The sequence below is a fragment of the Ralstonia sp. 1B3 genome (genome assembly GCF_036631435.1).
This window is the reverse complement of the sequence record NZ_JAPNUG010000039.1, coordinates 39233-63168: the sequence shown is the minus strand read 5'-3', so window position 1 is coordinate 63168 and position 23936 is coordinate 39233. Positions and strand designations below refer to the sequence as shown.

General features: G+C 65.8%; 17 protein-coding genes, 1 tRNA gene and 6 pseudogenes. 14 read left to right on the top strand and 10 right to left on the bottom strand.

Going from position 1 to position 23936, the window contains the following annotated elements; genetic code table 11:
* Positions 1–98: 98 nt before the first annotated feature.
* On the top strand, positions 99–815 hold the full coding sequence (locus tag OWR21_RS11655) for a glutathione S-transferase (protein WP_332395333.1): 717 nt from the start codon (positions 99–101) through the stop codon (positions 813–815).
* 41 nt (positions 816–856) lie between these two features.
* On the opposite strand, the gene OWR21_RS11650 is transcribed toward OWR21_RS11655, so the two are convergent.
* From OWR21_RS11650 to OWR21_RS11635, 4 genes and pseudogenes are all read right to left on the bottom strand, one after another.
* Complete coding sequence (locus OWR21_RS11650; protein ID WP_332395332.1) at positions 857–1258, bottom strand: hypothetical protein; 402 nt, start codon at positions 1256–1258, stop codon at positions 857–859.
* Between the two features lie 41 nt (positions 1259–1299).
* Positions 1300–1720 (bottom strand): annotated as a pseudogene (locus OWR21_RS11645) (hypothetical protein).
* A gap of 333 nt (positions 1721–2053) precedes the next feature.
* Complete coding sequence (locus OWR21_RS11640; protein WP_316891832.1) at positions 2054–2281, bottom strand: hypothetical protein; 228 nt, start codon at positions 2279–2281, stop codon at positions 2054–2056.
* A gap of 43 nt (positions 2282–2324) precedes the next feature.
* Positions 2325–2534, bottom strand: coding sequence for a hypothetical protein (locus OWR21_RS11635; protein WP_027680453.1), 210 nt, complete (start codon positions 2532–2534; stop codon positions 2325–2327).
* 269 nt (positions 2535–2803) lie between these two features.
* On the opposite strand from OWR21_RS11635, the gene OWR21_RS11630 reads away from it, so the two are divergent.
* Positions 2804–4018 (top strand): hypothetical protein, encoded by a 1215-nt coding sequence (locus OWR21_RS11630; protein WP_147218426.1) that lies wholly within the window; start codon positions 2804–2806, stop codon positions 4016–4018.
* Between the two features lie 10 nt (positions 4019–4028).
* Here the strand turns inward: OWR21_RS11630 and OWR21_RS11625 are convergent, their stop codons facing one another.
* Positions 4029–5177, bottom strand: a complete 1149-nt coding sequence (locus tag OWR21_RS11625; protein ID WP_332395331.1) for a cation diffusion facilitator family transporter — start codon at positions 5175–5177, stop codon at positions 4029–4031.
* A 240-nt stretch (positions 5178–5417) separates the two neighbouring features.
* Between OWR21_RS11625 and OWR21_RS11620 the strand changes: the two genes are divergently transcribed.
* The 6 genes and pseudogenes from OWR21_RS11620 (at position 5418) to OWR21_RS11595 (ending at position 15039) form a co-directional block, all read left to right on the top strand.
* On the top strand, positions 5418–6086 hold the full coding sequence (locus tag OWR21_RS11620) for a response regulator transcription factor (protein ID WP_332395330.1): 669 nt from the start codon (positions 5418–5420) through the stop codon (positions 6084–6086).
* A 7-nt stretch (positions 6087–6093) separates the two neighbouring features.
* Positions 6094–10433, top strand: a pseudogene (locus OWR21_RS11615) (ATP-binding protein).
* 145 nt (positions 10434–10578) lie between these two features.
* On the top strand, positions 10579–12201 hold the full coding sequence (locus OWR21_RS11610) for a flavin-containing monooxygenase (protein ID WP_332395329.1): 1623 nt from the start codon (positions 10579–10581) through the stop codon (positions 12199–12201).
* Positions 12202–12229: 28 nt separating this feature from the next.
* Positions 12230–13120, top strand: coding sequence for an SDR family NAD(P)-dependent oxidoreductase (locus tag OWR21_RS11605; protein ID WP_147218435.1), 891 nt, complete (start codon positions 12230–12232; stop codon positions 13118–13120).
* 81 nt (positions 13121–13201) lie between these two features.
* Positions 13202–14188, top strand: a complete 987-nt coding sequence (locus tag OWR21_RS11600; protein ID WP_332395328.1) for an alpha/beta fold hydrolase — start codon at positions 13202–13204, stop codon at positions 14186–14188.
* A pseudogene (locus OWR21_RS11595) lies at positions 14145–15039 on the top strand (metal-dependent hydrolase). Before OWR21_RS11600 ends, OWR21_RS11595 begins: the two are co-directional and overlap by 44 nt.
* A 91-nt stretch (positions 15040–15130) precedes the next feature.
* Here the strand turns inward: OWR21_RS11595 and OWR21_RS11590 are convergent.
* Entirely contained in the window at positions 15131–15949 is an 819-nt protein-coding gene (locus tag OWR21_RS11590; protein WP_316877017.1) for a MerR family transcriptional regulator, read from the bottom strand.
* An 85-nt stretch (positions 15950–16034) separates the two neighbouring features.
* Between OWR21_RS11590 and OWR21_RS11585 the strand changes: the two genes are divergently transcribed.
* Entirely contained in the window at positions 16035–16418 is a 384-nt protein-coding gene (locus OWR21_RS11585; protein ID WP_332395327.1) for a hypothetical protein, read from the top strand.
* On the opposite strand, the gene OWR21_RS11580 is transcribed toward OWR21_RS11585, so the two are convergent.
* Positions 16334–17317, bottom strand: a complete 984-nt coding sequence (locus tag OWR21_RS11580) for a hypothetical protein (RefSeq protein WP_332395336.1) — start codon at positions 17315–17317, stop codon at positions 16334–16336. The two genes, OWR21_RS11585 and OWR21_RS11580, sit on opposite strands and share 85 nt — an antisense overlap.
* Between OWR21_RS11580 and OWR21_RS11575 the strand changes: the two genes are divergently transcribed.
* Positions 17298–18401, top strand: coding sequence for a DUF2993 domain-containing protein (locus OWR21_RS11575; RefSeq protein ID WP_442968627.1), 1104 nt, complete (start codon positions 17298–17300; stop codon positions 18399–18401). The two genes, OWR21_RS11580 and OWR21_RS11575, sit on opposite strands and share 20 nt — an antisense overlap.
* 49 nt (positions 18402–18450) lie before the next feature.
* On the opposite strand, the pseudogene OWR21_RS11570 reads toward OWR21_RS11575, so the two are convergent.
* Positions 18451–18618: pseudogene (locus tag OWR21_RS11570) on the bottom strand (surface-adhesin E family protein); the annotation flags it as partial.
* 241 nt (positions 18619–18859) lie between these two features.
* Positions 18860–19753, bottom strand: a complete 894-nt coding sequence (locus tag OWR21_RS11565; RefSeq protein ID WP_332395326.1) for a c-type cytochrome — start codon at positions 19751–19753, stop codon at positions 18860–18862.
* A 381-nt stretch (positions 19754–20134) separates the two neighbouring features.
* Here OWR21_RS11565 and OWR21_RS11560 point away from each other — a divergent pair.
* From OWR21_RS11560 to kdpE, 4 genes and pseudogenes are all read left to right on the top strand, one after another.
* A tRNA-Arg gene (locus OWR21_RS11560) sits at positions 20135–20210 on the top strand.
* A gap of 172 nt (positions 20211–20382) precedes the next feature.
* Positions 20383–21448: pseudogene (gene hisC, locus OWR21_RS11555) on the top strand (histidinol-phosphate transaminase).
* 325 nt (positions 21449–21773) lie between these two features.
* Positions 21774–22085 (top strand): high-potential iron-sulfur protein, encoded by a 312-nt coding sequence (locus OWR21_RS11550; protein WP_147219071.1) that lies wholly within the window; start codon positions 21774–21776, stop codon positions 22083–22085.
* Between the two features lie 70 nt (positions 22086–22155).
* On the top strand, positions 22156–22860 hold the full coding sequence (kdpE, locus tag OWR21_RS11545) for a two-component system response regulator KdpE (protein ID WP_147219072.1): 705 nt from the start codon (positions 22156–22158) through the stop codon (positions 22858–22860).
* Here kdpE and OWR21_RS11540 read toward each other — a convergent pair.
* Positions 22850–23861: pseudogene (locus tag OWR21_RS11540) on the bottom strand (Bug family tripartite tricarboxylate transporter substrate binding protein). The gene kdpE and the pseudogene OWR21_RS11540 sit on opposite strands and share 11 nt — an antisense overlap.
* Between the last annotated feature and the right edge of the window lie 75 nt (positions 23862–23936).

Here is a 23936-nt window from a genome sequence, read left to right as displayed (position 1 = left end):
CAGAGGCAAGCGCCTATTATCGTTCGCAGGCATCGTTCCTGCTGCGATGCGGCATCCGCCTTGCTTCGCAGACATCACCTCGTTTTCCCCGCCCGACCATGGAAACCACGCTCTATTACTGGCCCGAAATCCAGGGCCGCGGCGAATTCGTCCGGCTCGCGCTGGAGCAGGCCGCTGTGCCCTATACCGATCTCGGCCGCGAAGACGAAGCCGCCATCGAGGCGTTTCTGAACGATGCCGGCATTCCCACCCCGCCGTTCGCGCCGCCGTTCCTGGTGGCCGGCCCACTGGTGATCGCGCAGACGGCCAACATCCTGCTTTACCTTGGTCAGCACTACGGCCTGGCCCCGCACGACGAAGCCGGCGGCCTGTGGACGCACGGCCTGCAACTGACGATTGCCGATTTCGTGGTCGAGATTCACGACACGCACCACCCCATCGCGTCGTGCGAGTACTACGAAGACCAGCGCGCCGAGGCCAAGCGCCGCACGCAGGATTTTCTCGACAATCGTGCGCCCAAGTTCCTGCACTACTTCGAGCGCGTGCTCGACCGCAACCCCGCCGGCCCGACATGGGCCGTGCGCGATGCGCTGACGTATGTGGATTTGTCGCTGTTCCAGATCGTGGCCGGGCTGCGCTATGCGTTCCCGCGCCACATGCAGCGCTACGAACGCGACTTGCCGCATCTGGCGGCGCTGCATGATCGCGTGGCGGCGCAGCCGAACATCGCGGCGTATCTGGAATCGCCGCGTCGCATTCCGTTCAACACGATGGGCATCTTCCGCCACTATCCGGAACTCGATGCGCTGAAATGACAAAACCCGGCGCCAGGCCGGGTTCGCGGTGGATACGTCGTTCAGGCTGCCAGCGGCGTATCGGACAACGGGCAGGGCAACCGGCGCCGGATGTCTTCCAGCGCCGCGGGCCAGCTTTCAATGGCCGCCAGATCGTGGATGTCCTGCAGATCGATCAGCAGATCCACCACCTGATCGTCGTCGACATTCACGCCGGAGCTGCGCAACGCACGGGCGAGGGCATCCTCGCTCGGCACACGCAGCAGGCTCACGCCCAGGCGCTCGATGGCGCTGCAATAGAACGCGTCGTCGATGAGAATGCCGACCCCGCAACGGCGGTTGTCGAGGCCGCGGTAGCGCGGCTCGCCGTCGGCGTCTTCGGAGCGGCATTGCTGTGCGAGCAGGTGTGCGCGCACGCGTTCAAAAATGTCCTCGATGGCGAGGAACGTCCCCTTCCCTTTCATGGCGTCACCTTCTTTAGGGTGATCTGTGACCGGCCGGTCGGTCAGAATGTATCGACGAGAGCGCCGCTCAGGCCGAATTGGCGTGCGATCGACTGCAGGCGTTCCTTCCACTCCCACGTGCCGAACACGTCATGCGCGTTCTGCAGCTTGGAGAGCAGCTCGACGGTGTCGCGGTCGTCCACGTCGATGCGCGCGCTTGAGCGCACGGCGCAACGCGATGACGCCGGCATCCATGTAGCGCGGAATCTCGTTGGCGGGCTTGACGATGTAGCGCACCGGCACGCTTTCCATCGACGTCGTGTAGTCGCGCACGCCGATCAGGTTGCCGATCGGGCAGCAGCGACCGCCCTGGCCGTGGTACGCAGCGCCGCCGCGCGGCAGGATGGCAGCGCCGCCCTGACCGAACAGATGGCGGACTGCGCCGTCGTAGATTTCTTGCTTGCTGAGATATTGCGTCTTCATGTTGTTTCCCCTGACCCCAGATTGCAGGCGTCGCCGATTCGATTCACTTCCGACTTCCGGCTTGACGTTGCGTCCGACGTCGCACATCTGCCATCCGTGCGATCTATCTTGGTTCAGGATGCACCAGAACCATGGGCCGAAAAAGGACCGGAATGTAAGTCATTTTTACCGTTTGCTTTTTGGCAACGGATTGCCCGTAAAGGTGCGCCAGACAACGCTTTACGGGTGCTTCGGGCACCACGCGCGCAGCGTTTTTACAACCCCTGATGCGCGTTCGCAACAGCGTGTGCGCAAGGCTGCGCGCACGTGGCGGATGCGTCGTAGGCGCGGCGCTTACATCCCGATGATCCGGTCTGTGTGGCCGAGACAGAAGCCGCGTCGGTCATGGTGCCCACAGGTGGGCATCACCTCGTAGCCGGCAGCGCGCAGCAACACCGCGCGCGCGGCCACTTCCACCGGGGGCAGGGGTTGCCCCGAGTCTTCATCGCGCACGAGCCGGCCGAGTTGGGCAAACGGCTGGCGCAGCAGATGGTCCAGATCCAGCGATCCGCAGTACCGCATCACATCACCTTCTTGAAAAACAGCGGCGGCACCGGGCACGCCGTTACATCGATTCGTCTGCCAGCTCAGGACACGCAACCAGCGTCTGGCGCACCTGCGCATAGGCGGCACGCTGGGCCCAGATGGCGTCGGTCAGGGCCGCAATGAGTGCGTCGCGCGGCAGGCTTTGCGGTGCCACGCCGAACTGCGCCTCCACGGTACGTAGAGCCTCCGTCACTTCGCTTCGCCATCGGGCGTCGAGTCGCTGGGTCATGTTGTTCTCTTGGGTCGGTTCTGGCGCGGTGGGCGGCGGGCTTGTGCCCACTCTGGCCGCGCTGGGAAGGGATTGGCGGAATGGGTTCCGCTCTTGTTTGTGAAGAACGGCACACGGAACTGAAACTTGATTGCCGCGGCGGGGGTAAACCGGGTGCCCCGGATGGGATGCCACGGCGGCGACTCCGCCAAACGGGCTCCCCCATTCGCGCAGCAACTTCAGCGGGTACCTGTGGCCCAATCGGTTCTGAAACCGCCACCTCGCTAACGATGAAGATGGAACGTCACGTGTCTCGACTGTCTCTGCTACGCCGGACCGTGCTGGCCCTTGCGTGCGCGCTTGCCGTGCCCGCCGTGGCCACCGCCGGCGCGACCGACCCGCGTCAATACATGCATGGCATCGGCGCAGTGCCGGGCGCAACGGCCAACACTTTCAACGTGTTCTTCAGCAGTTCGGGCCTGCCGCCGCGCGGCGCCGATCGCAGCGGAAGCTGGCCGCACGATGTCTATGTCGCGCAGTGGCATGCCGACACGGGGGTGCTCGATGCCCCGCGCATCTTCATCCAGAAGCCCGAAGCGCAGGAGCCCGTGACGGTGGCGCGCAACCGCGCCGGCCAGGTGATGGTGTCGTTTGAAGACGGCTGGAATGCGCCGGAAAACGTGAACCAGCGCTTCGGCATCTACGACGCCGCGCTCCGGCCCATCAAGCCGTATCCGCAACTGGTGGAATCCGGTAGCCACTCGGGCCATATCACGGCCGTGGGCGACCGCTTCGTGGTGTTCTATTCCGACGGCTGGATCACCGGCGGCGGCGTCGACAACCTCGGCAGCGGCAACGGCGTCTACCTGAAGGTCTACGACGGACGCGGCCGTCGCCTGCACAACGTCGATGTTGCCGATGGCCGGCGCGAATGGTGGCCCATGGTCGCTGGCGGCAGCACGAATGCGCTGCTCGCCTGGCAGCAGTTCGTGCCAGGTCAGACCGAAGCCAATCTGAAAATCGCCGTATTCGATCCCGTCAGCGGACGCGTGACCGGCGAGCAGCTTCTGCACAAGCATCTGCAGTACTACACCTACAGCGTCACGTGGATGCCGGCGATCGAGCGGTACCTGCTGGTCGGCGTGGCCAAGGGCAACGGTTTTGCCGATCTGATCGACGCCACGGGCAAGGTGCGTGCGTCGATTCCGTGCATGCCGGCAACGGTGCGCGAAGCGGGCATCACCGTGAACCAGACCACCGGCTATACGCCCGCCGCCGATGGGCGCCTGCTGCAACTGCAGGCAGGGCCGGATTCGCTCTCGCTATCGGCCACGCTGCTGAATACCGACGGCAAGCGCGTGCAATGGCGCCCGGTGGGCAGCACCGGTTTGCTGCGCACATCCGGCGCGATCGATTGGATGTCGTTGACGGAAAAGGGACTGGAGCAGTTGCACTTCGACCCCACCAAAACGCAGCCCGCCAACGCGGTCGACCAATGTCGCTAGCGCGAAAAGCTCAAGCGTCGGTAACGAGCACGCGCAGGCGCACGAGACCATCCCACCGCGCGTGGACGGCATCGCCGATGCGGCCGATTTCAGCGGCGAGTGCCGGCGGCAGGACGAGGTCGACCTCCACCGCGCCATCGACGTAATGCAGCACGCAGTGGCGCGCGTCGAGCGGCGTGCCGGGCGGCAGCAGCTGTGCCAGCACGGCGTGCAGCGCGTCCCGGTCGGGCAGCGGCACGGGATCGGTCGCGATGTGTTCGCGCGGGTCGACGTGAATCTGCACATCGAGCACGGCCATGGCCGTATGCGCCGTCAGCGCGTTGGTGCGAGCCCGCACGGCAATCGCATGGCCCTCGCTCACGGAGACGCGCGGATCCACCTCGATATGCGCGTCCACCAATGCCTGGTCTCCGGTCACGCGCGTACGGAGGTCGTGCACGTTGATCACGCCCGGCGTGGCTTCCAGGCTGGCGCGAATGGCCTCCACCTGCGCGGGCGGCAGAGCGCGGTCCATCAGGTCATTGAGCGCTTCCCACCCAAAGCGCACGCCCACACGGCCGATCATCAGCCCGACAACGCAGGCCGCCACCGGGTCGAGCCAGTGATAGCCCATCAGGTTGCCCGCCACGCCCACGGCCGCCACCAACGACGACACCGCATCGGAACGCGCATGCCACGCATTCGCAATCAGCATGCGTGAGTTGATGCGCTTGGCCACGGCGAGCATGTAGCGGAAAAGTCCCTCCTTGGCCGCCAGCGCCGTCAACGCCACCACGAGCGCAAGTCCATGCACCGGCGTCGGCCCCTGCGGCGAGCGCAGGCTTTCCACCGCGGCCCAGATCATCCCCGCGCCCGCCCCGATCAGCAGCAGCCCCAGGCCCAGCGACGCGGCGTTCTCGTAACGCGCGTGGCCGTACTGGTGGTCTTCGTCCGGTCCCTTGTGGCTGTTGCGGTTGGCAATGAAAACGATGCCATCGGCGATCAGGTCGGACAGCGTATGCAGCCCGTCGGCCACCAGGCCTTGCGAGTGCGACCACAGCCCCGCCGCGATCTGCCCCGCCGAAAGGAGGCAATTGACGCCTGCACTCACCAGGGTGGAGCGTTCGGCGCTCTGCTGGCGCGCGGTCGCAGAAGGGGCTGTCGAAGATGTGGGCGTCATGGGAAATCGGTGCGGTCAAGCGAGCGAACAAACCGGCTGCATTGTGCCACGCAGCCAGGCGCCGACTGGGTTCGGAATCAAGACCGAGATCCCAACACGCCCTCACAAATTTGCACCAGAAGAGCGCAGATCGGGCCGCACTAATAGGACTTTTCCGATGTTACGCCGTTGCGGCTTCGGCGATTCTCAGCAATGCGGCAAACACATTGCTGCACGTTACACACTCGGAGACACGTCGACATGCAGCCGCCATTCCAACTCGTCATTGCAGATGATCATCCTGGCGTGGTGGCTGCCGTGCGGCGCCTCGTGTCGGCGGTCGACGGTTTCGAGGTGGTGGCCGAGGCCAGCAACGCCGATGAGCTGCTTGCCGTGCTCGGCCGCGTGCGCTGCGACCTCGTCATCACCGACTACGCCATGCCAGGCAGCCGCTATGGCGACGGCATCCTCCTGCTCGAATTCCTCGTGCGGCGTCACCCCGACCTGCGCGTGATGGTGCTCACCATGCTCGAGACCCGCGCGCTGATGAGCAACATCCTGCGCGCGGGCATCAAGGTCATCGTCAGCAAATCCGACGAGCCGCAGCACATCCTCGAAGGCATGCAGGCGGCGACGCATGGGCGCATCTACCTTTCGCCGCAGCTCAATGCCAGGCTGCTCTGCCGCAATGGCGAGCCGCAGCCCGCTCCCGACGACCTGGTCACCAAGCTCGGCAAGCGCGAGCTGGAAGTGCTGCGCATGTACGTGAGCGGCAAGACGGTCAGCGAGATCGCCGTGCAGCTCAACCGCAGCGTCAAGACCATCAGTTCGCAGAAGCAGACCGCCATGCGCAAGCTGGAGCTTGGCACCGAGGCGGCGCTGTTCGACTTTGCCGTGCGCCACGGGCTGCTTGGCAGCGGCGAGGGCTGACACCATGATGGCCTGCGTCACGCTCTTGACGTCTGCGCGCGTGCGCATCGGTATCGGTGCGGGGTTGCTTGCATGCGCGGCCGCCCTGCTCTGGCTGAGCGGCTCGCCCGATGCCGACGCGGAAGACGCGGCGCAGGCCGTCCAACGGCTCACGCAGTTTCCGCCCAAGGTAACGGTGGGCGTCATCAGCGATGCCATGGCGCCGCTCGAAGGCGTCGAAGCCGGCCGGCTCAGCGGCTTCTCCGGCGATCTGCTGATGCATCTGATTCCGCAGGACCAGGTACGCGTCATCCCGCACGTCTTCGCACGGCGTGACGAGCTGCTGAAGGCGGCCTGCCGGGGCGACGTCGACATCATCATGAGCGTGGCGCCCCGCTCGCAATACGATCACTGCCTCATCTATTCCGCGCCGTACCTCGAGCGCCCCACGGCGGTGGTGGCGCGCAACGACAACACGGAGGTCGCGCAGAACCCGTTTGCCCCCGGCATGCGCATCGCCGTCGAGCAAGGCTCTTCGCTCGAAGAAGAGCTGACAGGACAGTACCCGAGCATCCGCCTGATCAGTACGCCCACGGCAGCCGACGCTCTTGATGCCGTGCTGCACGACACGGCGGACGCTTACGTGGGGGTCACCTATCCGACGCGGGAGCTGATGTCGCAGCCGCGTTACCGGCGCCTCTCGATCGTGCAACTGGTGAATCAGCAGGTCGACGCGCTGCACTTTGCCGCGCCGCGCGACCAGGAGATGGTGATCCGGTATCTGAACCGGCATCTGGCCCAGTTGCCCGACGCCACCATGAGCGAGCTGCGCGCGCGCTGGATCACGCAAGGCGGCGCGTCGTCCGTGGGGCTGCAGTTATCGGACGACGAACGCGCCATGCTCGCCGCGCTGCCGCCGCTGCGCTACGCCGCTGATCCCGACTACATGCCGTACACCTTCAACGGCGCGGGCGATGGAATGCTCGGCATCTTCCCGAATACCAGAACTTCCTCTCACGCACGCTCGGACTGCGCTTCGAGCGTGTGACCGTGCGCGACTGGGCAGACGCGCTTGCCAAGGCGCGCAACGGCGAGATCGACATCCTGCTCGGCATGTCCGACCAGGATTCCCGGCCGCCTGGCTTTACGCTCACGCAGCCCATCGACGCGACCCCGATGGTCGTCGTCGGACGCAGCGACGCGCTCACGGTGGCTGCGCTATCCGAGCTTTCCGGCAAGACGGTCGCCCTGCCGACCAGCGACACGCTGACCACGCTGCTGAAAGAAAACGTGCCGAAGATTCGCATCCTGCGCGCGGGATCCGTCAACGATGCGTTGTCCATGGTGGGGACCGGCGAGGCCGATTTCACCATCGCCAATCTGCCGGTGGCCGACGCGTTGATCCGCCATCATTTTCCCGGCGAGCTGAAGGTCACGGGCTCGGCCAACACGACCGAGAGCATCGGCGTGGGCGTGTCGGCCCGATACGCCGCGCTGGTGCCGCTCATCAACCGCGCGCTCTTCGCCATGCCCGAAGGCGAGCAGGTCAGCATCCGCAACAAGTGGCTGTCGGTCAGCTACCAGCTGGGCCCATCCGCTTGGGCCGTGCTAGGCAAATTCGGGCCCGTCGCCGCGCTCGTGCTGGTGGCGCTGGTAGCGCTCTTCATCAAGCAGATGCAGCTGCGCCGCGAAAACCACCAGCGCCGTCGCGCTGAAGAAACCCTTGCGCGCCAGCTGAGCTTCCAGCGCGCGCTGATGGAAGCCGTGCCTTTTCCACTTGTCGCCAAAGACGCCTCGCACCGTTACGTGGCCGTGAACGCGGCGTTCTGCAACATGTTCGGCCGGACAAGCGCATCTTTGCTCGGCCATACGCCGCAGGAGCTTGGGCTGTATTCGACGGGCAACGCGTCGCCGTTGTCGGAGATCAACCGGCGTGCAATGGAGACCAGCGAAAGCACACGCGAAGAGGTCATCATCGACACGCCGGATGGTCAATCGCGCCACGTGCTGTACTGGATCGAGCCGTTCCACTTGCCGGACGGACAACCCGCGGGCACCGTCGCGTCGCTGGTCGACATCAGCGAGATCCGCGAAGCGCAGGCGCGCGCCGAATGCCTCGAACAGCGCCTGCGCGAAGTCACCGAATCGCTGCCGGCGCTGGTCTACCAGTTCGAACTGGCGCCAGGCCAAGCGCGGGGGCGCATCACTTACGTGGCGGGCAAAGCGCACGAAACGCTGGGCGCGCGGCCTTCGGATCTGCTGGGCTATCTATCGACGCCGGAACTGCTGATTCACGAAGAGGATCGACAGCGCATGATCGACACGGTGCTTGTCTCTGCGGAGCAGCTGACGCCGTTCGACCAGCAATTCCGCCACGTCTGCGAAGACGGCGTCATCCGCTGGCTGCACGCGCGCTCGATCCCGCATCGCGAAGCCGACGGTCGCACGGTCTGGAACGGTTACCTGAGCGATGTCACCACGGAGCGCGAGCAGGCCGATGCGTTGGAAGCTGCCAAGAATGCTGCGGAGTCGGCGTTGCACGCGAAAGACCGTTTTCTTGCCATGATGAGCCACGAAATCCGCACGCCCATGAACGGCGTGCTGGGTCTGGTCGAGCTGCTGCAGCAGACCAAGCTCGACCGCGAGCAGCAGCAGATGGTTTCGTTGGTGCAGGATTCGGGGCGCGCACTGCTGCATATCCTCGACGACATCCTGGACTACGCAAAGGTCGAGGCCGGTCGCCTGGATATATCCCCCTCGGCCACGGACCTTCGCGAGGTCTTTGACGGCACGGTCGGCCTGCTGGCAAGCCGCGCACACGAAAAATCGCTCACCGTGCATGTGACTGTGGCCGCCGACGTGCCGGCCAGCGTCTCGGTCGACAGCATTCGTCTACGGCAAATTCTGTTCAACCTGCTTTCCAACGCGATCAAGTTCACCGACCGGGGAAGCGTGCGACTGTCAGCCGACTGCGCGCACGTCACCGACGACACGGCGCACCTCGTCATCGCTGTCACCGATACGGGCATCGGGATCTCACCGGAGGTACAGGCAACGCTGTTCGCGCCGTTCGTGCAGGCCGAGCGCTCGACCACGCGGCGCTACGGCGGGACTGGGCTCGGGCTGGCGATCTCCCGCCAGCTTGCCGGCCTGATGGGCGGCAGGCTCGTCATGGAAAGTGCACCAGCACAAGGCACCGCCGTCACGCTGCACCTGGCCGTACCGATACTCACGGCCCGATATGCGCTGCCGCAATTGGCGGGCCGCAGCGTTGCCATTGACGTTGATGACGCGGCCGTCCGGCACAGCCTCACGGAACTCGCGGTCGCGGCCGGACTGCTGCCTGCTCCGACCACCGACGCCGACATCCTTCTGACCACGACGCCGCATGCCGAGCGGCGCACCATCCGCATCACCTCCGAGGCCAGCTATGCCGAGCCGGACAACGCGCTGAGCATCAATCCGCTGCGTTGGCACGCTTTCGTGCAGGCATGCGAGCGCGCCCTGCCGCCATCTGAACACGTGCAAGCGGCCAGCACGGCGGTACACGCGCTTCCCGCCGCCGCGCCCACTGAAGCGCCCGGTGCACACATCCTCGTGGCGGAAGACCATCCGATCAACCGCGAGCTGATCGCCAAGCAGTTGCGGCTGCTCGGCTATCGGGTCACGCTGGCCGAAGATGGCGTCGTCGCGCTCGAGCGATTGCACGAACACCGTTTCGACGCCTTGCTCACCGATTGCCACATGCCGCGCATGGACGGCTTCGACTTGGCCCGGCACATTCGCCGGGAAGAACAAGAACGCGCGGATGGGCCTCGCCTGCCCATCATCGCCATCACGGCAACGACGCTCGCCGAAGAACACGCGCGCTGTCGTGCCGTGGGAATGGACGCGAGCCTGCTGAAACCCACCACACTCGCCACCCTGCAGGAAGCGCTGTCTGCGCTGTGGAGCGCCGATGGTCTCGCGGTTGCGGGCACGAGCGCGGAAGATCCATTCAGTCTGTCGCTCGACGACCTGCACGCCGCGCTCGGGACGGACCCCGCCGCGGCCGGGTTGGCGCAGGTTTTTCTGTCGTCGCTGGCCGAGGATGCGCAGCGACTTCAGCCGCTGCTGGACGCGATGGACCGCCCCGCCCTGCGCCAATGGGCCCATCGCACGGGCGGTGCACTGGCACTTCTGCACAGCCCGGACGTCGACGCTGTGGCGGAAGCTTTCCGCCATGCGGTCCACCATGGCAGCCAGGACGACATCCGCGCCGCCGGCTTGCGCGCTTTGCGGCTGCTAACGCACATCAATGCGTTGTTGAACGCCTTCCTGCCAGCGTCCGCCGACGTTGTGCACCGCACGCAAGTGACGGATTCATAAGGGAAAACCGTTTCAAGCGGTTCATACGCCGCTTTTAGATGAACCGTTCCAATCGGCCGATTGACTCGGTCAGGGCAGCCTCCTACGATGACATCGACCAATGTCACATTAAGAGGCGCCCATGTGGTGCCCACGGAGACACCACGTGAACGCACGGACCGACTTCCCGCGCGCCGACGCCTTTGCATCGGCCCCGCACAGCGCTGACGCCCCGCCCCTCATCGATGCCGCGATCATCGGGACGGGCTTTGCCGGCCTGGGCATGGCGATTCAGCTCAAGCAGCACGGCATCGACAACTTCCTCGTCTTCGAAAAGGCGGGCTCCGTCGGGGGCACGTGGCGCGACAACCATTACCCCGGCTGCGCGTGCGATGTGCAATCGCACCTGTATTCGTTTTCGTTCGCGCCCAATCCGGACTGGTCGCGCATGTATTCGCCGCAACCGGAAATCCGCGCGTATCTGGAGCGCTGCACCGATGAATTTGGCGTGCGCCCGCATGTGCGCTTCCATCACGAGCTGGCGCGTGCGGCCTTCGACGACGCGGCAGGCGTGTGGAACCTGGAAATGGCCGACGGCCGCCGCTACCGTGCCCGCACGCTGATCTCCGGCATGGGCGGCCTGAGCCGTCCGGCCTGGCCGAACATTCCCGGCATCGAGACCTTCCAGGGCAAGGCCTTCCACTCGCAGCTCTGGGAACACGATTACGACCTGCGCGGCAAGCGCGTCGCCGTGATCGGCACGGGCGCGTCGGCCATCCAATTCGTGCCACAGATTGCGCCGAAGGTCGGCCGCCTCGACCTGTATCAGCGCACGCCGCCGTGGATCCTGCCCAAGCCCGACCGCAAGGTTTCGGGCGCCGAGCATTGGCTGTTCCGCCACCTGCCGTTCACGCAAAAGCTGATGCGTACCGGCATCTACTGGATGCTGGAGTCGCGCGTGCTCGGCTTTGTGATCCACCCGAAGCTGATGAAGGCGGTGGAGCGCATGGCGCGCGGCCACATCAAGCGCCGCATTGCCGACCCCGTGCTGCGCGAGAAGGTCACGCCCAACTACACCATCGGCTGCAAGCGCATCCTGATCTCGAATGACTACTACCCGGCGCTCACGCGCGACAACGTCGACGTCATCACCTCCGGCATCGCACGCGTCGAGCCCAACGCCATCGTCACCACTGACGGCACGCGGCGCGAAGTCGATTGCCTGATCTTCGGCACGGGCTTTCACGCAACGGACCCGTTCCCGCGCGGCGTGCTGCTCGGCAGCCAGGGCGTGGACATTGTCGACATGTGGGACAAGCACGGCGCCGAGGCCTACCTGGGCACCACGGTGTCGGGCTTCCCGAATTTCTTCATGGTGGTGGGCCCGAACACGGGGCTCGGCCACTCGTCGATGGTGTTCATGATCGAGTCGCAGGTGGCGTACATCGTCGATGCGCTCAAGTCGATGCGTGCGCACAACGTGGCCGCCATCGACGTACGCCCGGACGTGCAGCGCCGCTTCAACGACGGCATCCAGAAGCGGCTGTCGAATGCGATCTGGTCTGCGGGCGGTTGCGTGAGCTGGTACCTCGATCCGAAGACCGGCAAGAACACGACGCTGTGGCCAGGATTCACGTGGCAGTTCCGCCGCGCGACCGCGCATTTCCGGCTGGCCGATTACCGCACGCGCCCGATGACCGTACCGAAGGGTGTGCCGCTGCGCGTACCCGCCCGCACGGTGCCGGCCGCCCAAAACACCCCCAACGAAGAAGCGCTCGACCGCGTCTGACGCGCGTCAGCCCCACGGAGACCACGCCATGAAGTCATTCAACAACCAGGTTGCCGCCATCACGGGCGCCGCGTCGGGCATGGGCCGCTCGCTGGCGCTGCAGCTGGCGCGCGAAGGCTGCCACCTCGCGCTGGCCGATCGCAATGAAGCGGCGCTCGCGCAGACGCTGCAACTGGTGCGTGCGCATGAAGGCGATCGCATCCGCGTGACCACGCATGCCGTCGACGTGGCCGACCGCGCCGCGGTGTACCGCTGGGCCGAAGAAGCGGCCGCTGCGCACGGCAAGGTCAACCTGATCTTCAACAACGCGGGCGTGGCGCTGTCCAGCACGATCGAAGGCATGGAAGACGACGAGCTGGCCTGGATCATGAACATCAACTTCTGGGGCGTCGTGCACGGTACCAAGGCGTTCCTGCCGCTGCTCAAGGCGACCGGCAACGGCCACATCATCAACACGTCGAGCATCTTCGGCATCTTCGCGCAGCCCGGCATGGGCGCCTACAACGCCAGCAAGTACGCCGTGCGCGGCTACACCGAGGCGCTACGCCAGGAACTGGATCTGATGAACTGCGGCGTGTCGGCCACGTGCGTCCATCCGGGCGGCATCAAGACCAACATTGCCAAGTCGAGCCGCGTCTCGCCAAGCATGAACGGCTTCCTGGTGCGCGACGAACAGCAGGGCAAGGCGGAATTCGAGAAATTCTTCATCACCTCGGCCGACAAGGCCGCGGAGGTGATCCTGGATGGCGTGCGCAAGAACAAGCGCCGCGTGCTGATCGGCCCCGACGCCCACGCCGCCGATGTGATGGCCCGCTTGCTGCCGGCCGCATACCAGGCGCTGGTCGTGCGCGAAGCCCGCCGCACGCGCAAGAAGGCGCTGCGCGACGATACGGCGCCCGCCACCGCCCGCGCAAAGTAGGAGGTCGCCGATGAACACGGCCACCACCGGAGAATTGTTCGCCAGCCCCCGCGTGCGAACCTGCTCAACGTTGCACGCGCCATGCTGCGCCCCGGCCGCATCGGCCTGCGCAGCATCGGCCGCGATGTGCTGATCGCGCGCTACGCCAAGCCGCAGTCGCGCTACCTGCCGCTGATGGGCACGCGCGTGCATTACACCGACGAAGGCGCTGCCAACGCCGAAGGCACGTTGCTGCTGATCCACGGTTTTGGCGCGTCGCTGCATACGTGGGACGGCGTGCTGCCGCAGCTCACGCGGCGCTACCGCGTGATCCGGCTCGACCTGCCGCCGTTCGGCATCACCGGCCCGCTGCGCGATGCACAGGGCCGCCCGCGCACGATGGAGCTGCCGCTGTACCGCGACTTCATCGACGCGTTTGTCGACACGCTCGGCCTGTCGAAACTCACGCTGATCGGCAATTCGCTGGGCGGCATGGTGTCGTGGGATTGCCGTGCGGCACCCGGGCCGCGTCGAGAAGCTCGTGCTGATCGACTCCGCCGGCTTCCCGATGAAGCTGCCGATCTACATCGATCTGTTCAATCACATTGGCGTGCGGATGACGTCGCCGTGGATGCTGCCCGAGGGGATCATCCGCGCCGCCACGCGCGATGTGTATGGCGACCCGTCGCGCGTGTCCGAACCCACGCTGCGCCGCTACGCCGATTTCTTCTATGCCGACGGTGCACGACAGGCCATCGGCAAGATGGTACCGAAGTTCCGCTTGACGATGTCGATACCAGCGGGCTGGCCTCGATCCGAGTGCCCACGCTCATCCTCTGGGGCCAGCGCGACCGGTGGATCCCGCCCGCGCATGCCGGCGAATTCGCCCGCCGCATTCCCGGCGCCACGCTGCGCATGTACCCGGCGCTCGGCCATATCCCGATGGAGGAAGACCCCGTCCGCGTGGGGACCGACCTCTGTGCATTCCTCGATCAGGGCGCGCAGCGACGCGCCTTTCAGAAACCACATTCCAGGAGAACCGCCCATGATGCCAGTCCGTCGCGACGTGCATCCTCACCTGCCGGCTGATCGCATCAGCAACTGGCACGAGCGAGGCCCGCACGTGACCCACTTCCTGAACGCGCTGTCGATCTTCTTCCCGACCGGCGAGCGCTTCTTCATGGATAGCGTGCGCAACTACCGCCATCTGGTGACCGATCCCGAGCTCAAGCAGGCCGTGGCCGGCTTCATCGGGCAGGAAGCCATGCACACGCGAACACGTGCTGTACAACGACCTGCTCGATCGCGCCGGACTGCCTGCCACGCGCATCGACCGCTTTATTGGCAAGTTCCTGAACGTGCTGCGCAAATACACGCCCAAGTCGCACCAGTTGGCCGTGACCGTGGCGCTCGAGCACTACACCGCCATGCTGGCCGGTCAGGTGCTTTCACATGAAGATGGCCTGGGCCGCAATTCGGAGCCCGGCTATCGCCAGGTCTGGCTGTGGCACGCCATGGAAGAAACCGAGCACAAGGCCGTCAGCTACGACGTGTGGAACCTGGCCATCAAGCCAGGCGTGGGCCGATACCTCACGCGCACGCTGACGATGTTGGTGACGACCGTTACCTTCTGGGCAATGGTGTTCTACGTGCACTTGCGGCTGATCTTTGCGGATCGCACCGTCAAGCACAAATTCCTCGGCCTCGGTAAGGCGTTCCATTTCCTGTGGATTCACCCGGCGCCGCTGCGCAAGATCATCCCGGAGTTCTTCGACTTCTTCCGGCCGTCATTCCACCCGTGGGATGAAGACAACCGTGACGCGCTTGAACGCCTGCCCAAGCTGATCTCGGAAATCGAAGCCTATGCGGCAGCGAACGGCGAAGCGCCGTCGCCGTCGATCCGCCGCAAGCTGTCGACGGCGGGTGCGGCCGGATCTTGAGCAGGCATTCAAAACGCCTGCAGCACCCGTCGTATCGGGATCAAACTAGAAATAGATAGGGCGCGCCCCACGCATGGGCGCGCCGGAGACGCTAGCCTTTGTCCGGCCCGGGCGCGCTGCCCGGCGGTTCATGCATGTGCTCGATGACCTGCGCCACGCGGTCGCCCAGGTATTTGTTGGCGGCCGTCTCAAGCGCGCGCATCAGCTCGGCTTCGACCGCCACCAGCGCCAGCGGACGGATGCGCCAGATCACATCGACCAGACGCGGCACGTCTTCGACCGGCGGCAGGTCGCTGCCGTACTTGTCGAGTTCGCGCACGACCATGGAGACGAGATCGTCGGCCACCGCCTGCGTATGCGGCCTGGCACGCTCGATGATGTCGAGCACTTCGATGAGCGGGAAACCGGCCTTTGCCATCTGTGCGCCCGCCAGCAGCGCTTTCGGGCTGCGCGCCAGATAGCCGAGGCCATCGGGTTCAAGCAGGCCCAGCGAGATGGCCCGCGCCAGCGCCTGACGCGACATGGCGCGGCCAAACAGCTTGGCAAGCGCGAGCAGCGAGTAATGCTTGGGCGACTCGTCCGACCACGGGCTGGCGATGGCCGATTCGAGCCCGAGGATGGAACGCAGGTCATGGCCTTCGACGATGGCCTTGAGCAGCTCCTGGATGTTGGAGAGCGTGTAGCCGCGCCCGAGCAGGTGGTTGATGAGCTTGAGCCGCCCCAGATGCGCCTGCGTATAGATGCCCACGCGGCCGCGGCGTTCGGGCGGATCGATCAGGCCGCGGTCCTGATACGAGCGGACGTTGCGGACAGTGGTTTCGGCCGCGCGCGCCAGTTCATCGATGGTGAACTCGCGGGCGGGCGGAATGGTGGGCGGACCGGCGTCGCCGGTTGGTTTGCGGGCGGGCATGCAAAAATTTTACACGAGCGCGGCGACAGACCGCGTCGGTGACCGGAACGTTTCCGGTGCGTTTCTCACGACGAGGAGACCGTCGATGTGGGACTTGATGATGCGTCATCGAAATAGCGCGCTGCGGGCTGTGGGCGCGCTGGCGGCGGCACTGCTGCTGCAGAGTTGCGCCACCGCGGGCGACGGGCACGGCGCCATCGAAGCCGACAAAGCCAAGCAGCTGGAAGATGCACGCGCGCAAGCGCGAGCGCCATTCCAGTCGGGCAATCTCGCCACGCGCGAGGTGCGGCCCGCCACGCTGCGCGATTCGGGCCAGCCCGATGCGATCTCGTATCTACGTCATGTCGATTTTCGTTTCGACGGCGGCGTGGGCTTTCTGGTCGATCAGCTCGCGCTGCGCATGGTGCCGCGTGCACCGGGCGACCCGGTGTGGCTCGACGATGTGTCGTCGCCACGCTGCAGCCGGTGAGCGGTTCGGTGCGCGTCACGGCCGAGAGCATGGCCGCGCTGTTCAACACCGTGGTGTTTGCGCGCGGGCCGGGCCAAGATCCGCCGCTGCGCGGCTTCAGCTTCGCGCTCGACGACGGCACGCTCGACATGCGTGCCGAGATGCGGCGGCGCGGCGCGTGGGTGCCGATCGAGCTGCGCGGCCCGCTGGTGCTGCGCGATCCGCAGACCATCGTGTTCCGCCCCAACGTGGTCAAGGTGCGCGGGCAGGACGCCGGCGCGCTGATGGGCGCGGCGCATATCGAACTGGCCGATCTGCTGCCGGTATCGACGCCCGCCGTGCAATTGGCCGGCAGTGAAATCGTCATGCAGGTGCCCAAGCTGTTTCCGCCGCCCGCTCTGGATTTGAAGCTCTCCGCCATTCGCGTCACGCGCGACGGGTTGCTCATGCAGATCGGCGATGGCAATCCGCAGATGCCGCCGCTGGCCAACGCCGCCGACGCGCAGCGCCCGTACATCCTCTTCCGCGGTGGCGACATCCGCTTCATGCGCTCGATGCCGATGAACGCGCGCATCGATATCGTCGTCGCCGATCCGGCCAAGCCGTTCGTCTTCAACCTGTACCGCTATCGCGATCAGCTCGTGGCGGGGTCGCTGCGCTTCTCGCCCGATGGCGGCATTCGCGTGCTGATGCCGTCGTTCGACCCCTCGCCACCGCTCAGGCCGCCAAGGCAACTGCGGTTGCCAAGACGAGCAAGCCTGCCCTGCAACTCGCCAAGAGGACCGCGCCATGATCGCCCCCGCCTTCGCTTTCGCCGCTGTGATGTTGCGCCTGGCGTTGGTCGCGCTTGGCCTGACCGGCCTTCTGGCCAGCGCGCTTGCCCGCGCCGCCGAGCCACCGATGGCCAGCGCGCAACGCAAAGAGCTGATCTCCGTACGCCAGCAATGGACGCAGCGCTGCGATCCCTCGTCCGGCGCACCCAATGCCAGCGGCCCGGCTGCGGCGCGCGACTCCGGCACCGCACCGCCCGTCGTGCAAATGCGCGATGTGGACTTCCGCATCACCGGCGACATCGGCTTCCACGTGCACCAACTGACCGCGCAGCTCGTGGCGCACAAGCCGGGGCAGCCCGTCGACATGGACGATCCGGGCCAGTTCGACATCCGCATCCTGGGCGGCGAAGTGACGGTGCCCAAGGAGTCGCTCGACGCGCTGTTCAACCAGTATCTGCTCGACTATTCGCCGCGCTCGCTCAACGCGCTGTCGCTCACACCCGGCGACGGTGTGCTCGACGTGTCGGGCGGGCTCAAGCTGCGGAATCATTTTCCGGGCGTGTGGCTGCCGTTCGGCATGCGCGGCACGTTGGCGCTCAAGGAATCGCGCTACCTTGTCTACACGCCCACCGAGGCGCGTGTGATGGGCATCCAGACGCTCGCACTGCTCAAGGGGATGGGGCTGGAACTGTCGCAGCTCGCGCCGCTCAACCGCACCGGCGCCAAGCTGGACGGCAATGACATGGTGCTGGACCAATACACGGTGTTCCCGCCGCCGCGCCTGATCGGTCAGATGAAGACAGCGCGCGTCACGCCCGACGGGCTGGTGCTCGGCTTCGGGCCCGCGCCCGCCATGTGCGCGCCTGCGCCGACCGACGCCGCCAGCCGCATCTGGATCCAGTCCGGCGACCTGAAGATGTACAACGTGCTGGTGACCAACAGCCGCATTCTGGTGACTGATACATCCACGCGCGGGCCGCTGCGCTTCGATCTGTACCACTACCGGGAGGCCGCTGCGCGCGGCACCACGCGCATGGATGCGGACGGCACGCTGCGCGTCGATCTCGCCGGCGGCGGCCGTCCAGTAACACCGGCGTCAGCGCACTACTTTTGGCAGACGGCGTGCAGGATCGCCTCGCCCTCTGAGCGCGGCACGACGGCCTCCAGCGCGGGCCGTCGATGGTCTTGGTCAGCACCGTGCCGTGCTGGCTATCCTGGATCAGTGCGCTGACCGGCAGGATGCGGCCTTCCTTGCAGTCGTAGACGGATGTGCGGGTGTCGTATTGATACGCCCTGCCGTCTGAAAGCTTGCGCGGCGCGTCATAGGCGTCGCGCGTCGTGGCGCGCACGGTGCCGTCCTTGTTGCGCTCGATGGAGTCCTTGTCCAGATAGAGCGAGCCCGCGTTGTCGGCCAGCGGGGCGAGCTTGGCCCAGTTGTCGGCCGCCATGGCCGCCGAGCCACCCATTGCCAGCGCAGCAGCCACCCAGTAGATCAGCGTCGTTCGTTCCATTCGCATCGCAACCTCCGTTTGCCTCATTGCACAGACGTATGCGGGGCGACGCAGTATCGCTGCATCGTTCTCCGCACATTCGAACAAGACGTAGCAAACGGCATGCCCCACGCGTGACGCTGCTGCGGCAGGCAAAAAAGCCCGCACGGGGCGGGCTTCTTCGGCGGATACGGGCGGCTTACTTGGCGGCGGCTGCCATGTAATCCACGGCGGCCTTCACGTCGTCGTCGGAGCCGGCGTACGTGCCCTTAGGCGGCATCGCACCCTTGCCGTGCAGCGCGATGTCATACATCTTGGCCTTGCCTTCGGCAATGCGCGGCGCCCAGGCGGCCTTGTCGCCGAACTTCGGCGCGCCGGCCACACCAGCGGCATGGCACATCTGGCAGGTCGAATCGTAGACCTTCTTGCCGACTTCGCCTGCGGCGGCTTGCGGTGCGGCAGCAGCAGCCGGTGCGGCGGGTGCCGCGGCAGCAGGTGCCGGTGCAGCAGCGGCCGGAGCCGGTGCAGCCGCAGGCGCCGATGCTTCCGGTGCCGATGCGGCAGCAGCCGGTGCGGCGCCCGCCGGTGCGGCCGGCTCCTGCAGCTTGCCGCCAGCGGAGTTGGCCATGTAGACGATGGCACGCTGGATTTCGTAGTCGCTCACGTCATCCGGCGACGTGCCGCCGCGTGCAGGCATGCCGCCCTTGCCGGCCAGCGCCACCTTCGTCAGGCCATCGAGGCCCTGCGACAGGCGCGGACCCCAGCTTGCCGCGTCGCCAAACTTGGGCGCACCAGCAACGCCTGCTGCATGGCAGGTCGCGCAGACTTCCTTGTAGAGCTGCTCGCCCGTCTTGAAAACGCGCGGGGCGTTCGGGTCTTTCAGTTCGAGCTGCGCAACGGGCTTGATGCGATCGTTGACCGCCTCTTCCGACATGCCGGAACCGCCCGCGCCTTCCTTGGCGCCCAGGCCAACGTAATTGGCCAGCAGGATGATGATGAGGATGGGAACGGCAAAGGCGGCGATCACCGCGATGATCAGCTGCTTGGGGGTCTTGATCAGAGGCTCGTGTTCGTCGTGTTGCGCGTCGCTCATGCTCAACTCTCAGGATGGTGGAACCGCTCTTGGAGCCCTCGAAGCGCCACCGGCAAGGTCACGAGCATCGCCGGGAGTGCATGGGGGCCGCATTGGATCGCGATGAGGGCAGGAAGACCATGACGATTGAATCGCCGCGTCGGCCCAGACAGACCTGTCCCCGTCTTTCTTCTGGCAAATAACGCGCGATTATATCCGTAATGCCTGGGCCTTTGACACGCGGGACAGCCCTAGGCGCCGCTTTTCGACCTGCGTCAAAAACCCAACGAAACGTTGCTGCAGCACGCCTCGTACCGCCCCCTTCATGGGCCTGCGATGGACGCTTGCGCCCAAATGCGCTATCCTGCGGGGCTTCTCTTTCGGTACGTTCTGTGCCGATATGCGCCCGTAGCTCAATGGATAGAGTACTGCCCTCCGAAGGCAGGGGTTGCTGGTTCGATCCCAGCCGGGCGCGCCAAAAATCAAAGATTGCCGCGACTTGTACGGTTTTCCCACGCCAGAACCGCGCTTCCGCCGCAACGTGCAGGCCTGCCTATCCCCGAACCTTATTCAGCTCCCCTGCGTTTTCGATCCGCTGATCGGGCTGCGGGCATGCTTGAAGAGATAGTCACCCCATCAGGAGTCGAGCTGTGAGCCGTTACTGGAGCGATATCGTTCAGCAACTTGTGCCCTACGTCCCGGGCGAGCAACCAGCCATCGCGCGGCCCATCAAGCTGAACACCAACGAGAACCCATACCCGCCATCGCCCCGCGTGGTGGCTGCAATCTCTGCCGAGTTGGGAGAGACGGGAGAGCCTGCGCCGCTATCCCGATCCGCTGTCGCGCCGGCTGCGCGAGACGGTCGCCGCGCAGGTCGGCCTCAAGCCCGAGCAGATCTTTGCGGGCAACGGGTCGGACGAAGTCTTGGCGCACGTCTTCCAGGCGCTGCTCAAGCACGACAAGCCGCTGCGCTTTCCCGACATTTCGTACAGCTTCTACCCGACCTACGCGCGGCTGTACGGCGTGCAGTGCGAAGTGGTGCCGCTGGCGGACGACTTCTCCATCCGCGCCGATGACTATCTTGGTGACGCGGGCGGCGTGCTGTTCCCGAACCCGAACGCGCCGACCGGCCACGCGCTGCCGCTGGCGGAAATCGAACGGATCGTCGCCGCGAACCCGTCGTCGGTCGTCGTGGTGGATGAGGCTTATGTCGATTTCGGCGCCGAGTCCGCCATTGCGCTCATCGACCGCTATCCGAATCTGCTCGTGGTGCACACGACGTCGAAGTCGCGCTCGCTGGCGGGCATGCGCGTGGGCTTTGCGTTCGGGCACGCGGCGCTCATCGAAGCGCTCAACCGCGTGAAGGACAGCTTCAATTCGTATCCGCTGGATCGCCTTGCGCAAGCTGCCGCCCAAGCGGCTTACGAAGACGATGCGTACTTCCGCGCCACGTGCGCACGCGTGATGGCGAGTCGCACGCGGCTGACGCAATCGCTGCAGTCGCTGGGGTTCGAGGTCGTGCCGTCGATGGCGAACTTCGTCTTCGCGCGGCACCCGCGTCACGATGCCGCCACGCTGGCGGCGCGCCTGAAAGAGCAGGCGATCTTCGTGCGCCACTTCAAGCTTCCGCGCATCGATCAGCATCTGCGCATTACCGTTGGCACCGACGATGAATGCGACGCATTCTTAAAGGCGCTGCAAGGTCTGCTGAAGTAAGTACGCGGGCGTCTGCGGCAAATTGCCACCGGGGTCCGCCCGCCATTTGGAGGGCACCGCCCGGCGCAGATGGCCGCATGCCTCGACCACACGGTGCATCCGCGGCATGGCGCAGTGTGGATCGAAGGCCACGGAGGCAACCGATTGCTGCACTGAGGTATGCGGAACATTGACTGTACGCAGATGCCGCAGGCCGATTGCTGTGCCAGAATGCACGAGCGGGTAAACGGCGCGCCGACGCCGTCCGCTGTCCCCTAGGGCGAGCCTGAGCACTGCGCGGGCGGCACGGGACGCCACACAACACACTCCCACAAAAGGAATCAGCATGTCCAATCGTCGTCAATTCCTGAAGAGCATCCCCATCGTGGCCGCCGCGGGCGCCGTCATGTCGATGTCGGACCTGGCACTGGCTGCACCGATGGTGGCGGAAAGCGACCCGCAAGCCAAGGCGCTGGGCTACGTGGCTGACACCACCAAGGCCGACAAGGCCAAGTTCCCCAAGCACACGCCGGATCAGCACTGCGGCAACTGCGCCCTGTACCAAGGCGGTACGGCTGCGCAAGGCGGCTGCCCCCTGTTTGCGGGCAAGGACGTCGCCAACAAGGGCTGGTGCAGCGCCTGGGCAAAGAAGGCCTGAGCGAAGCGGTATCACCGCCAAGCAAAGCGGACCCTGCGGGGTCCGTTTTTTTATGGTCGCGCGCTCTACAATGCGGGCCATGCCGTTCACATTCACGCCCACGGTCCTCGTCATCGACGACGAACCGCACATCCGACGCTTCGTCCGAGCCGCACTGGAGGCGGAAGGCTGCGATGTCCACGAAGCCGATCGCGTCGAGCGCGGCCTGATCGAAGCGGGCACGCGCCAGCCGGATGCGGTGATCCTCGATCTGGGCCTGCCCGACGGCGACGGCATGCAGTTGATACGCGAGTTGCGCACCTGGACGGAAGTGCCGGTGCTCGTGCTTTCGGCCCGCGTGGACGAGCGCGACAAGATTGACGCGCTCGATGCCGGGGCCGATGACTACCTGACCAAACCCTTCGGCGTGGGCGAGCTGGTTGCACGCCTGCGCGTGCTGCTGCGGCGACATGCCAAGCGCGGCGAAGACGGCAGCAGCGTCATCCGCTTCGGTGAGGTCGAAGTCGACCTGGCACGCCGCCTGGTGAGCCGCAACGGCGAGGCGGTGCATCTCACCCCGATCGAATACCGGCTGCTGGCGGTGCTGCTCGGCCGCCGCGGCACTGTGATGACGCACCGTGAGCTGCTGCGCGAAGTCTGGGGGCCCGCGCATGCCGACAGCAGCCACTATCTGCGCATCTACATGGGCCATCTGCGCCACAAGCTGGAACGCGATCCGGCGCGGCCCGAGCACCTGCTGACCGAAGTCGGCGTCGGGTACCGCTTTACGGCGTAAGCCGGTTCTGCTCCTTGATGCCTGCGGCGCACGATGCGGCCGTTGCTGTCGTACTCGGCGCGGATGGCCGCGGCAAACTGCTCGGCCGTGCCGCCGGCCGGCACCACGGCGGCCTGCGTGAGGCGCTCACGCAGATCGGGCGCAGCCAGCGCCTTGTTGATCTCCGCGTTCAGGCGGGCAATCACTGGCGCAGGCGTCTTGGCCGGCGCGAACACACCGAAGGTCGACGCCATGTTCGCCTTGGCGTAACCGAGTTCGGTGAAGGTCGGCACATTCGGCAGCGCATCGAGCCTGTGCGGCGCACCCACCGCGAGCGGGCGCAGCTTGCCGCTCGTGATGTGTTGCATCAAGGTCGGGCCGACGTTGGTCGACATGACTTCCACCTGGCCGCCCAGCGCATCCGTCAATTGCTGGCCGCCGCCCTTGTACGGGATGAGCGTGATATCCACGCGCGCCTGCGACTTGATCTGCTCCAGCGCGAGATGCCCCACCGTACCCAGGCCCGATGTCGACCAGCGGATCGAACCCGGCTTGGCGCGGGACTGGCTCAGCATGTCTGCAAAGCTCTTGCCCGTGAACGACGGCGTGCCCAGCAGGATCATCGGTGCGTACATGACGTTGGCCACGGGCGCGATGTCTTTCTGCGGGTCATACGGCAGTTTGCCGAAATGCGGATTGAGCGTGAGCGGGCTGACCGACGAGAAGCCCAGCGTGTAGCCATCGGGCGGCGCCTTGGCCACGGCGTCCATGCCGATACTGCCACCGGCACCGGCGCGGTTTTCCACCACCACCGGCTGCCCGAGTTGCGCCGACAGTTTTTCGCCCAGCGCACGCGCCACGTTGTCGGAAATGCCACCGGTCGGATACGCGACGATGATGCGGATCGGCTTGGCCGGATAGTCCTGCGCCTGGGCAGGCACGGAGGCCAGCAGCGGCAGGCCGGCGCACAGCAGCGCGGCAGAAGCAATCAGACGACGGCGGGCAGTACGTGCGGAAGTCATGGCGCAATGTCGGGGGCAAGAAACGGAAAGGAACATTGTAGGCCGATGCCAGGCAAGCTCGCCCCGGCCACGTAG